Source organism: Kitasatospora sp. NPDC024654 (genome assembly GCF_055559155.1).
Map to the genome: position 1 here is coordinate 610 of NZ_JBVHLF010000035.1, position 14,565 is coordinate 15,174.

Below are 14,565 nucleotides of genomic sequence, written 5' to 3' on the forward strand. Positions count from 1 at the left end.
GAGAATTATTTTGCTGGTGCCCCACCCCCCACCCAACAAAAAAGACACAGACCCCCCCCTCGCCCCCCCCCCACCCCCCCCCCCCCCCCTTCCCCCCCCCCCCCCCGCCCCCCCCCCCCCCCCACCCTGGGACACTCGACGTGCCGCGTGGAGCCACCGATCTACCAGCGGTACCAGCGGCTGCGGGAGCCGGCCGCGTCGGTGGTGCGGGCGATGAAGCCGATCAGCCAGAGCACGAACACGATGACGGCGACCCACCACAGGACCTTGACGGCGAAGCCGAGCCCGAACAGCAGCAGGGTGAGTAGGAGAACGAGCAACAGGGCAGCCATGGGAACCGGCCTCCTCGGCATCGAATGGGCGGAGTCAGACACTCTGCTGCCCCGGTCCCGCGGCGATATTCGGAGGATTTTCCAGCGACACCGTGCGGACGGTGTCGTGAAGGGACCGTTCACGGCGACGGGCCTTCCGTGAACTGACGACGCCAAGACCAAGGGCGCCGCGACCGGACAAGGCCGCCGTCAACGGACTTCGCCCGGCTGGTCGCGCTGCCCGTAGCGGTCCACTCGCGAATGCCGAAGCAGAAGCCCGCCTGGTGGGAGGCCGGCGCGTTGCGCGAGGACCGCTCTCCGCCGGCTGGTAGGAGGCAGGGCATGGCAGCCACCGAACGGGGTAGCCGGGAGTCCACACCATCCCGCACACAAGGGGAGTTCCCGTGCCACTGAAGCATCCTCGCCATCACCGCAGCAGCCAAAAGGACCTGACGGTCAATCCGCTCTTCACCCGCGAACCGCTGGCCGTGCCGCGTGACGAGCTGCCCAGCCGGGAGATGGATCCCGACACGGCCTATCAGGTCGTCCACGACGAGCTGATGTTGGACGGCAACGCGCGGCTGAACCTGGCGACCTTCGTCGGGACCTGGGCAGAGCCGCAGGCCCAGCGGCTGATGGCCGAGTGCGCCGAGAAAAACATGATCGACAAGGACGAGTACCCGCAGACCGCGGAACTCGAAGCCCGCTGCACGGCCATGCTCGCGCGTCTGTGGTGCGCCCCCGACCCTCGGCAGGCGGTGGGATGCTCGACCACCGGCTCCAGCGAGGCCGCCATGCTCGCCGGACTCGCGCTCAAGCGCCGCTGGCAGCACGAGCGCCGCCGCAACGAGCGGGCGGCGGACCGGCCGAACCTGGTCATGGGCATCAACGTGCAGGTGTGCTGGGAGAAGTTCGCCAACTACTTCGACGTCGAGGCCCGCTACGTACCGGTGGAGGCCGGGCGCTACCACCTTTCCCCCGAGGGAGCGGTCGAGCTGTGCGACGAGAACACCATCGGCGTGGTCGCCGTCCTGGGCTCCACCTTCGACGGCAGCTACGAGCCGGTCGCCGAACTCGCCCACCAACTCGATCGCCTGCACGAACGGACCGGTCTGGACATCCCCATCCACGTGGACGCCGCCTCCGGAGGCATGGTGGCCCCCTTCCTGGAGCCCGACCTCGCATGGGACTTCCGCCTGCCCCGGGTGGCCTCCATCAACACCTCCGGCCACAAGTACGGCCTGGTGATGCCCGGCGTCGGATGGGCCCTGTGGCGCGACGCCGCCGCGCTGCCCGAGGACCTGGTCTTCCACGTCAACTACCTCGGCGGCGACATGCCCACCTTCGCCCTCAACTTCTCCCGGCCCGGAGCCCAGGTCGTCGCCCAGTACTACAACTTCCTGCGCCTGGGCTTCGACGGCTACCGCCGCATCCAGCGCACCTGCCGTGACATCGCCACCCGCCTGGCCGGCCAGATAGCATCCCTCGGCCCGTTCGAGCTCATCACCGACGGCTCCCAACTGCCCGTCTTCGCCTTCCGCGTCCGCGACGACATCACCAGCTTCTCCGTCTTCGACGTCTCCGCCGCGATGCGGGAACACGGCTGGCTCGTACCCGCCTACTCCCTCCCACCCAACCGCACCGACCTCGACGTCCTGCGCATCGTGGTACGCAACGGCTTCAGTCACGACCTGGCCGACATGTTCCTGCGCGACCTGCGCGCCGTCCTCCCACGCCTGCAGTCCCAGACCGCACCCCGCCGGAACGTCGACGACGCCGGGGGCTTCGCGCACGGAGCCGAGACCGCGAACCCCCAGCAACCTGGCCACTCCTAGCGCAGGGCACGATGTCCGGCACCAGGCCGCAGATCGCCGTGAAGCGCCCGGACGAGTGGGGTGGATGCTGTCGACGGCCGCGTCGCCGAGGCGGTCCAGGCCTGGTTGACGCTCCCCGACCGCGCCCCGCGGCCGGCCCCCTCGCCGGCTCGCGGTCTTCCGCCGCCGGTGCCTTCCTGCTGATGTCCTGCGACCCGCTGGTTCGGCAGCGCGCTCTGCGAGAGTTTGGCTTCGCGTGGCGCGGACAGGCGGGTGACGCGACGGACAGGTCCCGCATCGGACCGGGCGCCCACCCCTTCAGCCTTCCGAGGCTGTGGCAAACGGCACAGCGCGCTGCCGGGCGGCGTGGCCAACGCACAGAGGTGGATCAGGAAGTCGGCACCGGAGCATGTCGGTGCGATCACGGAACACGAGGGAGGGATGGCGGTGCGGGCGTCGGAGCGGGCGGGATACCGTCTGAAGAGGGCTCTGCTGGGACGGCCGTTGGTGACGTCCGAGCTGCGGGACGAGAAGCTGTCGAAGACGGTGGCGCTGGGCGTGCTGGCGCCGGACTGCATCAGCTCCAGTGCCTACGGGACCGAGCAGATGCTGACCCAACTGGTCCCGGCGGTCGGTGTGGCCGGGTTCGCCTTGGTCATGCCGGTCACCGGCGTGATCCTGGCACTGCTGTTCCTGCTCACGCTCTCCTACCGTGAAGTCGCGGTGACGTACACCCGGGCCGGCGGCTCGTACGTGGTGGCGCGGGAGAACTTCGGCCCGCGGGTGGCCCAGGTCGCGGCCGTGGCGCTGTTGATCGACTACGTCGTGACGGTCGCCGTGCAGACCTCGGCGGGTACCGACGCGTTGGCTTCGCTGCTCCAACTGCTCCTGCGCACGGACATCGAGGGTGACAAGCTGTGGATCACCGTGGGCGTCGTCCTGCTGCTCTGCTACGGGAACCTGCGCGGCATCCGCGAGGCCGGAAAGGCCTTCTCGGTGCCCACGTACCTGTTCATCCTGGGGGCCGGCTTGACCGTCGTGGTCGGCCTGATCCGCCTCCTCCTCGGGGACCTGCCACGGCTCACCGACGCACAGTTGCACGCGCCCGGTGTGATCGAGGTCGGCCACCGTGGCGGCGGTGTCCTGATGGGTGCCTCGCTCTTCATCATGATGCGAGCCTTCGCCAACGGCGGGTCGTCGCTGACCGGCCTGGAGGCCATCTCCAACGGTGTCAGTGCCTTCCGCGAGCCGCAGGGACCCAACGCCCGCCGCACACTGGTGATCATGAGCTGCGTACTCGGCCTGCTGGTGCTCGGCGTGTCCGCGCTCGCCTGGCGGACCCACGCGGTGCCGTACTCCTCGGGCAGCCCGACCGTGCTGGCCCAGGAGGCGCACCTGGTCTTCGGCCAGAGCGGCTTCGGGAACGTGATGTTCACCTTCGTCCAGGTCGCCACCGCGCTGATCCTCTACACCGGCGGCAACACCTCGTTCAACGGCTTCCCGTTCCTGGCCAGCTTCGTCGCCGAGGACTCCTTCCTGCCCCGCCAGCTGACCCTGCGCGGCCACCGACTGGCCTTCTCCAACGGGATCATCGTGCTGACCGTCGCCTCGCTGACCCTGCTGGTCGTCACCCGGGGCAACCTCACCAAACTGGTGGCGCTGTACGCGATCGGGGTCTTCACGGGCTTCCTGATGGCGGCCGCGGGACTGGTCAGGCACCACTGGGCGCGGCGGGAAGAACGCCGCACGGCAAAGATCGTGCTCAACGCGTGCGCAGCCGCGGCATCCGCGGCAGTCGTGGTGGTGTTCGCCGTGACCAAGTTCACCGAGGGAGCCTGGATGGTCGTGCTGGTCTTCCCGCTCGGTGTCTGGGCACTGGTCCGCACCAACGATCGCTACCGCGCCGAGCGGGCCGCGCTCGCTGCCGCACCCGCCTCCGCCACGGCGGTGCGGGCCGAGCGCAGCGTCGTCTGCGTCCTGGTGGACCGGCTCGACCTCGCCGCCGTCAAGGCTCTCCACCACGCCCGCGGCCTCCGTCCCGACGAACTGCGAGCCGTGCACTTCGTGCTGGACAAGCAGCACACCGCAGAGCTGAGGCACCAGTGGGAGGCCAACCAGGCCGCTGACCTCCCACTGGACGTCGTCGAGTGCCCCGACCGGCGCCTGCACCACGCTATGGCCGCCCACGCCGCCCAGTTCACCGCCGACGGCCGCACCGACCTCACACTGCTGATCCCGCGCCGCGCCTACGGGCCGCTGGCCGGCCGCCTGCTGCACGCCCGCAGCGGCGACTCGATCGCGCACGCCGCCAGTCGGCTGCCGCACGTCGCCGCCACCATCGTGCCGTTCGACGTCGCCCGAGCCATCGCCGAGCACCCAGCCGTGACCGAGCCCCAGGGCGAGCCCGCCGGATCCCCGCTGGCGTGATCGCCTCGGCGGGCGATGGGAGGGGGCTGGAGAGGGTGTCCCGATGCGAGTTGATCCCCGATCCCTGTACGTGATGTCGGCGCGACTCGGGCCGGCGCTGGATGAATGAGTCCAAGGGAGGTGGCTGCGCTCAGTGTGCGAAGGCGATGGCGTTCGTTCAACGGGTGGCTGGTGTTGTCGTTGTGCGCCGTGGGCCTGGCATTACCGATGCGCTGGATTGACGGACGTGACTGCCGGGTCGGCCATGGGCCACACACGAGACGGGCGCCCGGCCGAGGCGTGACCGTCGGGCGGGCGCGCGGCCCGCCGTTCTTCGAGTCCCTTGCTGTTCATCATCGGAACCTGGACTCGGAGAGCCCTTCCCCACATGCCTCAGCAGCACCTGATCCACCTTGACCACGTCGCCGTCCACGCCCGCGACCGCGAACTGTCCGCACGGTTCCTCGCCGCGGTCCTCGACCTGGACGTCGGTGCGCCGTACGGTCCGTTCCTTCCGGTCGAGCTTGGCAACGGCGTCACGTTCGACTTCTACGCGACACCCGATGAGGTGGAGATCCAACCGCAGCACTACGCCTTCCTCGTCGCCGAGGAGGCCTTCGAGGACGCGATCAGCCGCCTGGAGCGGCTCGGTGTGACGTACTACGCCGACCCCCACCTGAACGAACCCGGCCGGATCAACCGCCTCTTCGGCGGCCGCGGCGCGTACTTCGAAGACCCGAGCGGGCACAACATCGAGATCATGACCCGGCCCTACAGCAGGTGGTTGCGATCACCCTGGACCGACGAGTCCAAGGGGATTGCCTGCGGACATGACGCGAGGGCGTCCACGGTCAGTGTGCGAAGACAGACCTGGACACCCTCGCGACCGCACTCTGTGCCCGGACCGACGACGAGTTGAAGGCTTCGCCATGGCCGGCACCCGCCCGAGGTGTGGGTGGTCGACTCCACGCCGGTTGGCTGCGGCTGTTCCCGGGAGAACGTCAAGCGATCGGACCTGGCCGGCTGGCCGAGTACGGCTACTGCGCGTCGCACTCCCGGCACTTCTGGGGCCTGCGCCTGCACCTGGTACGCACGCTGGGCGAACAAGACCGGACAGCCCGTCAAGCGATCACCGACCGCCTACGAGTCGGCAAGGCGGTTCCCGTGCGACGGCGATCAGGAACTGCGCCAGACGACGCCGCGCTGCTCGTATTCCATGATGGACTCGACGCCGGTGGCGATGGATGATCCGCACTCGCGGGTGACCATCCAGAGTGCCAGGTCGATTCCGCTGGTGACACCGCCCGCGGTCACCAGGTTCCCGTCGTCAACGACTCGTGCGTCGATCACCTTGCCTCCCTGGGCGGCCAGCTCGGCCTTGGCGAGATGGTGTGCCGTGCACGGGCGACCTTTGGTCTAGCCTGCTGCGGACAGCACCATGACGCCGGTGCAGACACCGGCGACGATGACTCCGGCCTGCTGTGCCCGTACAAGGTTCCGGTGGGCATCCGGATTGTTGATCAGCTGGTCACCGCCACCCGGCACGATCAGAAGATCGGTATCAGTGGGCTCCCACGCGGTCGGCACCGTGACCCTGGTGCCGAAGAAACATGTCACCTCGCCAGGAGCCGACAGTCGCACCAGTGTCGTTTCCACCTGGCCACCCACCTGCGCGGCATGCCCGAAAACGTCACGCGGCCCGATGAAGTCCTGCTCCTCGACCCCGTCGTACACGACGATCTGAACACGTGGAGGCACCGGCTTTGTCTCCTTGGTCGTGAGGCGTCCGCTGCCGCTGCGGGCGCCACGAAGGTCCCGACCGACGCGAGACCGCCGGTCGTGGCTAACACTTTCAGCAGGTTCCTGCGCTCCATCGGCCCATCTCCTGATCACTCGCTCGGTCTTCCGCCAAGCCGGCGCTGGCCTGCGGGGAGGGACGGCACGGTGGGACGCCCCACGTGTGGCCTTGGGGAGCCCGTGAGCGACAGGATGATGCTCGCATTCGACAAGTCCGACCCTCATCGCCCTTCGGGAGCAGCGCTGGCTTGCCTTATGAGTCTGCTGCGCCGGGCGAATAGTTCCCGTAGTTCCCGCCCAGCCCCGACGCATCCCCCGCTGCCAGAAACTGTTTGAGATTCGGACCCCGGAGATGGAGCCCACCCCGTAGCTTTCTGGGCCTTGTCACAGCGGGTGGCCAGGCCCCGCCAGGTCCTGATCTTCTGGAAGCAGCGTTCAACGGTGTCGCGCCGTCTGTAGCGTTCGGAGTCGAAGGTGACGGGCCGGCCTCCGGCTGAGCCCTTCTTCCCGCGGTTGGCCTGCTGGTCGGTCTTCTCCGAGATGACCGCGTTGATCCGGCGCCGGCGCAGGTAGTCCCGGTCGGCTCCGGAGCGGTAGGCCCTGTCCGCGGCCGGGCGCCCGGCCGGGTGCGGGGTCGACCGAGGGCCCGGGAACGCGGATCTTGGCCAGGACGGTCCGGAACCGCGGGCAGTCCGCAGCCTGTCCTGGGGCGAGCACGAAGGCCAGCGGCAGGCCGGCGGCGTCGACAGCGGCATGGATCTAAAGCTGCTCGGTCCGCCTCGGGAGCGGCCAAGCCGGGCAGCCTTCGTCCCGGCGTGGCGGCGTCGGCGTGCGGTGGCACGATCCTGGTCCGGCGGCGCTCGTGTGCCGTCGCCGGCCGGTGGGTCCTGTGCCGGACCACCCGCAGCACCGGTGGCTGCTCCGAAAGTGGAGCCCCCTCCTCCTCGGCCAGGGCCTGCTCCAGAGCATCCAGGGTCTCGCCGGTGACGGCCAGTCCGGCTGACTCGTGGTGTGCCCGCACGAACGTGGAGTCCACGCTGACAGGCTCCAAGCCGACCTGCCCGCGAGCGGCTGCCTCGGCGGTCAACGCATCCATCGGGCCCTGGAACACCCCGGCCTTGGCCCAGCTATACAAACCGGGAGTGGAACGTGGACCAAGGCCCGTACCGCTCCGGGAGATCGCGCCAGCCGTTGCCGGTGCGGAACCGCCAGCGGATCCCGTGGAACTGGTCCCGCGCCCGCCGGGGCAGCGGCTCGGTGGCCGCAAGCGGCAGGTGCGGCTGGCGACGTTCCCGCGCCGCTTCCGCACCAGCGGTGTTAGAAATGACGCATGGTCGAACACACCGACCGATCGCGGATCGTATCCTGGAAGTCACTGACCGCGAAATTCCCACGGAGCGTTGCCGGACAGGTCTTCGTGCTGGAAGTCGTGGTCGTGCTCGTGCTCGTCCTGGGGGCGATCCTCGCGCTGGCCCTCGAATCGCGCCGGAACAGCGAGTCCGAGGCCCTGAACCGGTCGGTGGCCGTCGCGGAGACCTTCGCGCATTCCCCGGGCCTCGTCCAGACGCTGAAGTCGCCCGATCCCACGGCGATCCTCCAGCCGATCACGGAGGCCACGCGCAAGCAGGCCGGCGTCGACTTCATCGTGGTCATGAACGACCAGGGGATCCGGTACACGCACCCGCTGCCGAGCGAGATCGGCAAGCACTTCGTCGGGACCATCGGCCCCTCCCTGGCCGGGCACGTCTACACCGAGAGCGTGCACGGCCCGCTCGGCCACGAGGTCCAGGCGACCGTGCCGGTCGACGCTCCCGACGGATCGGTCGTGGGTCTGGTGTCGGCCGGGCTCAAGGTCCACAACGTCACCGCCGCCGGAAACCGGCAGCTGCCGCTCATCCTGGGCACCGGCGCCGCCGCGGTCGGGGTGGCCACGGTCTGCACCGCCCTGACCACCCGGCGGCTGAAGCGCCAGACGCACGGCCTCGACCCCATCGAGCTCGCCCGCATGTACGAGCACCACAACGCCGTCCTGCACGCGGTCCGCGAGGGCGTGGTCATCGTCGGGCAGGACGGGCAGCTGCTGCTGGCGAACGACGAGGCGCGCGACCTGCTGGGCCTGCCGCCCAACGCCGAGGGCCGGTACCTGGACGAACTGCGGGGCCTCGACCCGGACACCACCGAGCTGCTGCTGTCGGGCCGGGTGGTCACGGACGAGTTGCACCGCGCCGGCGGCCGGCTGATCGCGGTGAACCAACGGCCGACCGACCCCCGCAGCCGGAGCATGGGCACGGTCGCCACGATCCGCGACTCCACGGAACTGCTCGCGTTGTCCGGCAGGGCCGAGGTGGCCGGCAAGCGACTGGCCCTGCTCTACGAGGCGGGCGTCGGCATCGGGACGACGCTCGACGTCGAGCGGACGGCCGAGGAGCTGGCACTGGTCGCGGTCCCCGGCTTCGCGGACTTCGTCACCGTGGACCTCGCCGACCCCGTGCTGCACGGCGACGAGCCCAGCAGCGGCGCCGTCAACCTGCGTCGTATCACCGTCCACGGCATCCGCGAGGACCATCCGTTCTACCCGCGCGGCAGGTTGGGCTCCTTCATCCCCTCCACCCCACAGGCCCAGGGCTTCGACAGCGGCCTGTCGCAGGTGGTGCCGGACCTGTCCGTCGCCGAGGGGTGGCTGGCCCAGGAGGCGGCCGTGACGGCGCGGGTCGTCGAGTACGGCGTCCACTCGCTCATCACCACGCCGTTGAAGGCCCGTGGCATCATCCTGGGCGTCGTGGCCTTCTGGCGGTCGCAGAAGCCCGAGCCGTTCGACGACGAGGACCGCTCGCTGGCCGAGGAGCTGGTGGCACGGGCCGCGCTCAGCATCGACAACGCCCGCCGGTACACCCGCGAGCACACCATGGCCGTGACCCTGCAGCGCAGCTTGCTGCCGCGCGCCCTGCCGGACCAGAGCGCCCTCGAGGTCGCACACCGCTACCTGCCCGCACAGTCCGGAGTCAGCGGCGACTGGTTCGACGTGATCCCGCTGCCCGGCAGCCGGGTCGCGCTGGTGGTGGGCGACGTGGTCGGCCACGGGCTGCACGCGGCCGCCACGATGGGCCGGCTGCGCACCGCCGTGCACAACTTCTCCGCCCTCGACGTCCCGCCGGACGAGCTGCTCGGCTACCTGGACGAGCTGGTGAACCGCATCGACCAGGAGGAGACCGACAGCACCACCGGCATCGGTGTCACCGGCGCCACCTGTCTGTACGCGATCTACGACCCGATCTCCCAGCTCTGCACCTTCGCGACCGCCGGTCACCCCCCGCCCGCACTGGTCGATCCTGACGGCCACGTGGCGTTCCCGGAGCTGCCGACCGGCCCGCCGTTGGGGGCGGGCGGGATGCCGTTCGAGACGGCGCAGCTGCGGCTGGCCGAGGGTACCCAGATCGTGCTCTACACCGACGGGCTGATCGAGGAGCGCACCCGGGACTTCGACGTCGGCATGGAACTGCTGCGCGCGGCGCTCTCCGGGCACGGCCGGGAGCCCGAGGAGAACTGCCAGGCCGTACTCGACGCCCTGCTGCCGGAACATCCGCAGGACGACGTGGCGCTGCTGATCGCGAAGACCCGGGTGCTCGGCCCGGAGCGGGTCTCCGACCAGGAGGTGGCGTCCGACCCGGCCGCCGTCGCCGACATCCGCAACTGGAGCACCGCGACGCTGGACGCCTGGGGCCTGACCGATCTGACCTTCGCCACCGAGCTGGTGCTCAGCGAGCTGGTCACCAACGCCATCCGCTACGGCTCGGCGCCGGTGCGGGTACGGCTACTGCGCGATCGGAGCCTGATCTGCGAGGTGTCCGACGGCAGCAACATCTCACCGCACCTGAAGTACGCGGCGACCATGGACGAGGGCGGCCGCGGGCTGTTCCTGGTGTCCCAGCTCACCAGGCGCTGGGGCACCAGGTACTCCCCCCAGGGCAAGATCATCTGGGCGGAGCAGCCCTTCCCCGCATCCGTGCGGGCCTTGGCCGAGCAACGCCGGGAGGCCTCGGCGGCGGTTCCGCTGGCGTCGTCCTGATCCGGAGCGACGGCGGCTCGGCCCCCGATCAGGGCGAGAGCGCGGGTGCGGGCGGCGTCGACGACGCGCGGGCGAACGGATGCTCGGACCGTCCAATACAGGCCGTAGCCGAATGATTGCGTTGCACGCATCGCGCTCGCGCCACGGGCGGTCGCCGTCGCCGTCGGAAGCGGTCGGACACGAGTGACCGGGTGTCCGCCACGGACACCGAGCGCGCAGGGCGAGGAGCGCCCGCCGGCTCGGGTGGGTGTGGTGCACCCACCCAGCCGCCCGAAGGCGTGCTTAGCCTGGGCCGCATGGACGCAGACAACAGACTCGGCGACTATCTGCGGGCTCGCCGGGCGATGACCATGCCGCGGGACGTCGGATACCCCCACGATGCTTCGCGGCGGGTGCCCGGTTTGCGACGGGACGAGGTCGCGCTGCTCGCCGGGGTGAGTTCGGACTACTACACCCGGCTCGAGCAGGGCCGCGAGCGGCATCCGTCCGAGCAGGTGCTCCAGTCGATCGCTCGGGCCCTGCGCCTCGACGACGACGCGGCCGCCCATCTGTTCCGGCTGGGCCTGCCCAGCCCCTGGCCGTCCGTGCGGCCGAACACGACGGTCAGCCCGGACCTGCGTCGGCTGATGGACGGTATGCGTGACGTGCCCGCCTTCGTGCTCGGCTCCGCTCAGGACGTCCTTGCCGCCAACGCCATGGCCCGCGAGCTGTACTGCGGATTCGCCCGCTACGACAACCTGCTTCGGATGATCTTCCTGGATCCCTTCGCCCGGGAGTTCTACGGAGACTGGGACAAGGCGGCAGGCACTGCCGTGAACAACCTGCGCGCGTCGTCAGCGCGGTTTCCGGACGATGAGCGCATCGAACGTGTCGTCGGCGAGCTGAGCGTGCGCAGCCCGGTGTTCGGAGCCTTGTGGGCGCGTTACGAGATCCGTCCGCGCACGCACGAGGACAAGCGCTTCCGTCACCCGCAAGTCGGTGAACTGCACCTGCACTTCGAAGCGCTGGCTGTCACCAGTGCTCCTGGTCAGCACCTCTCCGTCTACAGCGCCGAACCCGGAAGCGCCAGCAGCGACGCCCTGGTCCTGCTCCGCCGACTGGCGGAGCAGCGCACCGCGTCAGCCGAACACGAAACCGCGTCAGAGGAAGAGAGCTCACACTCATGACCGATTCCATCGCCCACGCCGCCGGATGGTTCGAGATCGCCGGCAAGAAGGTCGCCCGTCTCGGCTTCGGCGCCATGCGGCTCACCGGGTTGGGTGTGTGGGGTGAACCCGATGACCGTGATGAGTGCGTCCGTGTGGTCCGCCGTGCCGTCGAGCTCGGCGTCCAGCTGATCGACACCGCGGATTCCTACGGGCCCTACGTCAGCGAGGAGATCATCCGGGAAGCCATCCACCCCTACCCGGACGACGTGCTGATCGCCACCAAGGCCGGCCTCACCCGCAACGGGCCCGACGTGATCAGGACCGACCAGGGACTGGTCCGGCTCGGCCCCAAGGCCTGGCCGCCCGTCGGGCGTCCGGAATACCTGCGCCAGGAGGCCGAGATGAGCCTGCGACGCCTCGGCCTCGACCACATCGACCTGTTCCAGCTGCACCGCGTCGACCCGAAGGTCCCGTTGGAAGATCAGGTCGGCGAGCTGAAGAACCTCCAGGACGAAGGCAAGATCGTCGCGATCGGCCTGTCCCAGGTGACCGTCGGGCAGATCGAACAGGCCCGCCGGATCGCCGACATCGTCACGGTCCAGAACCGCTACAACCTCACCGACCGCACCTCCGCCGACGTCCTCGACTACTGCACCCGCGAAGGCATCGGCTTCATCCCCTGGGCGCCGGTGGGCGCCGGCGAACTCACCAGGCCGGGCGGACCGGTCGACCGCATCGCCTCCGCACACCGGTCCACCCCCTCCCAGGTCGCACTCGCCTGGCTGCTCGCCCGCTCCGACGTCATGCTGCCCATCCCCGGCACGTCCAAGGTCGCCCACCTCGAGGACAACATCGCGGCAGCACGGCTGGCCCTGAGCACCCAGGAGATCGACGAACTCACCGGCGCCGCATGAAAGCCCTCTCCCACCGCGAGGCCGACTCCCGGTGTTCACCATCTTCCGGAAGGACTTCATCGATGTTGCTGCCCGCTGATCAGGCAGGCGACGGAAGGACCGTGGTGCTGCTCCACGCCCGGCCAACGGACCGGACCATGTGGAGCGCGCACCTGCCCCTGCTCGCGGAGGCCGGCCTGCGCGTGATCGCCCTGGACCTGCCCGGCTGGGGTGAAGCAGTCGTGCACGACGAGCGCGAGGTCGCACCCTGGACGGACGTCCTCGACACGCTCGACCACCTAGGGGTCGACCGCTTCGTGCTGGCCGGGAACTCGCTCGGCGCGCTGGTGTCACTCCAGGTGGCGGCGACGGCCGGCGACCGGGTCGAGGGCCTGATCCTGGTGGGCTACCGACCCCACGACCAGGAACCCTCCGCGTGTCTCCAGGCCGCCTGGGACCGTGAACGAACCGCACTCGAAGCCCGTGACATCGACGCGGCCGTACAAGCAGGGGTCGAAGCGTGGACCTCCGAACACGCGGACCACGAAGTGAAGGCCCACGCGGCCCGCATGCTGCGCCACCAGCTGGAGTCGCACCTCGCCCACGGCGAGCCGACCCAAGCCGAAGACCCGCTCGGCAAGGACACGGCCGCACTGCGTGATCTCGCCATCCCGGCGCTGGTGGGCGTCGGCGAGCACGACATGCCCGACTTCTTCCGCGGAGGCGAGGACCTGGCCCGAGACCTCGACTCGGGCGACCCCGTGATCATCCCCGACGCGGGCCATCTCGCACCGCTGGAACAACCCGCGGCCTTCCGCACACTCCTCCTGGAGTTCCTGGACCGCGTCGCCGTGAACCCCGTTTCCAACGCCGGCTGAAACCGGGAGGGCTGGCAAGGGCGCCGTGAGGATCCGGCCGCCACCACCCGAGGTGCTGCGGTTGATGGCTCACGGGCCCGTCCAACCCGGAAGTCGCGGAGTCGCTCAGGATGACCCTGGGGACGGTGAAGACGCACGTCGGGAACGTGCTGACCAAACTCGGTGCGTAGCACCGGATCCACGCGGTGGTGATCGCGTACGAGTCCGGTCCGGCGGTGTCGGGGTTCGCCGGCTGACCCGGCCCGGGCTTTTCGGCCTACGGCCGGGCAAGCAGCAGCCTGGCTGATCAGTGGTGGGGAAATGGGTTGGAGGGATGATGATCAGGCTGGTACCTTGCAGTTGACCGTGACGCCGCCCGAGGAGGTGAGACCCATGAACGCTGTATCGACGTGGGTGCTCCCCCTTTCGGTCACGGCCGGCGATTGACGTAGGTGTCGCCGGGAGCGCCTCGACAACAAGGCACTCCCGAAAGGCAACACCTGTGCACTCTCTGCATTTCACCGCTGAGTCGTCGTCGAACGGCATGGTGGAGCGCGACTTCACCGTGGGCGAGGTCCCCGGCGTTCTCTGGTCGCCGGCCTCCAGCGCAACCGATCGCGCGCCCCTGGTCCTGATGGGCCACGGCGGCGGCAACCACAAGAAGCATCCGGCGATGGCGGGCCGGGCACAGCGCCTCGTGACCGGCTGCGGCTTCCACGTCGCCGTCATCGACGCGCCCGGTCACGGCGACCGGCCGCGCACCGCCCACGACGAGCAGGAGATCGCCGAGCTGCGCAAGGCGCAGGCGGCGGGCGAGCCGGAAGGGCCGATCGTCGTCCGTTACAACGCCCGCCTGGCGGAGCTCGCCGTGCCCGAGTGGCAGGCGACCCTGGACGCCCTTCGGGACCTTCCGGAGATCGGCGCCGATGGGCCGGTGGGCTACTCCGGCATCGGCCTGGGCACCGCGATCGGGGTGCCGCTGGTGGCGATCGAGCCCAGGATCACGGCCGCGGTCTTCGGCATGATGTGGCCCGATGCCCTGATCGAGACGGCGAAGCACATCACCATCCCGATCGAGTTCGACATGCAATGGGACAACGAGCGCATCCCGCGCGAGGGCAGCCTCGCGCTGTTCGACGCCTTCGCCTCGAAGGAGAAGACCTTGCACGCCAACGCGGGCAAGCACTTTGAACTGCCCAGGTTCGAGGCCGACAGCGCGGTCCGGTTCTTCGCCCGGCACCTTGGCCGGACGGTCGCCTCACCGGCCTGAAGG

General features: G+C 69.8%; 8 protein-coding genes and 5 pseudogenes. 10 read left to right on the forward strand and 3 right to left on the reverse strand.

Annotated elements, in window-relative coordinates:
• Positions 1–161 precede the first annotated feature (161 nt).
• Entirely contained in the window at positions 162–332 is a 171-nt protein-coding gene (locus tag ACZ38L_RS21085) for a hydrophobic protein (RefSeq protein ID WP_465695644.1), read from the reverse strand.
• A 383-nt stretch (positions 333–715) separates the two neighbouring features.
• Between ACZ38L_RS21085 and ACZ38L_RS21090 the strand changes: the two genes are divergently transcribed.
• The 4 genes and pseudogenes from ACZ38L_RS21090 to ACZ38L_RS21105 form a co-directional block, all read left to right on the forward strand.
• Complete coding sequence (locus ACZ38L_RS21090; protein ID WP_465695646.1) at positions 716–2,146, forward strand: glutamate decarboxylase; 1,431 nt, start codon at positions 716–718, stop codon at positions 2,144–2,146.
• Positions 2,147–2,566: 420 nt separating this feature from the next.
• On the forward strand, positions 2,567–4,552 hold the full coding sequence (locus tag ACZ38L_RS21095) for an APC family permease (protein ID WP_465695648.1): 1,986 nt from the start codon (positions 2,567–2,569) through the stop codon (positions 4,550–4,552).
• 367 nt (positions 4,553–4,919) lie between these two features.
• Positions 4,920–5,312 (forward strand): annotated as a pseudogene (locus ACZ38L_RS21100) (VOC family protein); the annotation flags it as partial.
• Between the two features lie 134 nt (positions 5,313–5,446).
• Positions 5,447–5,626 (forward strand): annotated as a pseudogene (locus tag ACZ38L_RS21105) (hypothetical protein); the annotation flags it as partial.
• An 81-nt stretch (positions 5,627–5,707) separates the two neighbouring features.
• On the opposite strand, the pseudogene ACZ38L_RS21110 reads toward ACZ38L_RS21105, so the two are convergent.
• Both ACZ38L_RS21110 and ACZ38L_RS21115 read right to left on the reverse strand, forming a co-directional pair.
• Positions 5,708–6,640: pseudogene (locus ACZ38L_RS21110) on the reverse strand (DJ-1/PfpI family protein).
• Positions 6,582–7,653, reverse strand: a pseudogene (locus ACZ38L_RS21115) (IS5 family transposase). The pseudogenes ACZ38L_RS21110 and ACZ38L_RS21115 overlap by 59 nt, the downstream one beginning before the upstream one ends.
• A 5-nt stretch (positions 7,654–7,658) precedes the next feature.
• On the opposite strand from ACZ38L_RS21115, the gene ACZ38L_RS21120 reads away from it, so the two are divergent.
• The 6 genes and pseudogenes from ACZ38L_RS21120 to ACZ38L_RS21145 all read left to right on the forward strand — a co-directional run bounded on the left by ACZ38L_RS21120 (position 7,659) and on the right by ACZ38L_RS21145 (position 14,562).
• Positions 7,659–10,394: a SpoIIE family protein phosphatase gene (locus ACZ38L_RS21120; RefSeq protein WP_465695650.1), complete on the forward strand. Its 2,736-nt coding sequence runs from the start codon at positions 7,659–7,661 to the stop codon at positions 10,392–10,394.
• A gap of 296 nt (positions 10,395–10,690) precedes the next feature.
• Positions 10,691–11,560: a helix-turn-helix transcriptional regulator gene (locus ACZ38L_RS21125; protein WP_465695653.1), complete on the forward strand. Its 870-nt coding sequence runs from the start codon at positions 10,691–10,693 to the stop codon at positions 11,558–11,560.
• Positions 11,557–12,456 carry an aldo/keto reductase gene (locus ACZ38L_RS21130; RefSeq protein ID WP_465695656.1) on the forward strand — a complete coding sequence of 300 codons (900 nt, stop codon included), beginning with the start codon at positions 11,557–11,559 and terminating at the stop codon, positions 12,454–12,456. Before ACZ38L_RS21125 ends, ACZ38L_RS21130 begins: the two co-directional genes overlap by 4 nt.
• A 62-nt stretch (positions 12,457–12,518) precedes the next feature.
• A complete protein-coding gene (locus tag ACZ38L_RS21135; RefSeq protein WP_465695659.1) occupies positions 12,519–13,313 on the forward strand; it encodes an alpha/beta fold hydrolase in 795 nt (264 codons plus the stop codon).
• A 49-nt stretch (positions 13,314–13,362) separates the two neighbouring features.
• Positions 13,363–13,549 (forward strand): annotated as a pseudogene (locus tag ACZ38L_RS21140) (response regulator transcription factor); the annotation flags it as partial.
• A 245-nt stretch (positions 13,550–13,794) separates the two neighbouring features.
• A complete protein-coding gene (locus tag ACZ38L_RS21145) occupies positions 13,795–14,562 on the forward strand; it encodes an alpha/beta hydrolase (RefSeq protein WP_465695661.1) in 768 nt (255 codons plus the stop codon).
• Positions 14,563–14,565 lie beyond the last annotated feature (3 nt).

Coding starts and splice junctions, on each gene's coding strand:
- ACZ38L_RS21085 (WP_465695644.1), bottom strand. CDS start 332: ATGGCTGCCCTGTTGCTCGTTCTCCTACTCACCCTGCTGCTGTTCGGG.
- ACZ38L_RS21095 (WP_465695648.1), top strand. CDS start 2,567: ATGGCGGTGCGGGCGTCGGAGCGGGCGGGATACCGTCTGAAGAGGGCT.
- ACZ38L_RS21120 (WP_465695650.1), top strand. CDS start 7,659: ATGGTCGAACACACCGACCGATCGCGGATCGTATCCTGGAAGTCACTG.
- ACZ38L_RS21125 (WP_465695653.1), top strand. CDS start 10,691: ATGGACGCAGACAACAGACTCGGCGACTATCTGCGGGCTCGCCGGGCG.
- ACZ38L_RS21130 (WP_465695656.1), top strand. CDS start 11,557: ATGACCGATTCCATCGCCCACGCCGCCGGATGGTTCGAGATCGCCGGC.
- ACZ38L_RS21135 (WP_465695659.1), top strand. CDS start 12,519: ATGTTGCTGCCCGCTGATCAGGCAGGCGACGGAAGGACCGTGGTGCTG.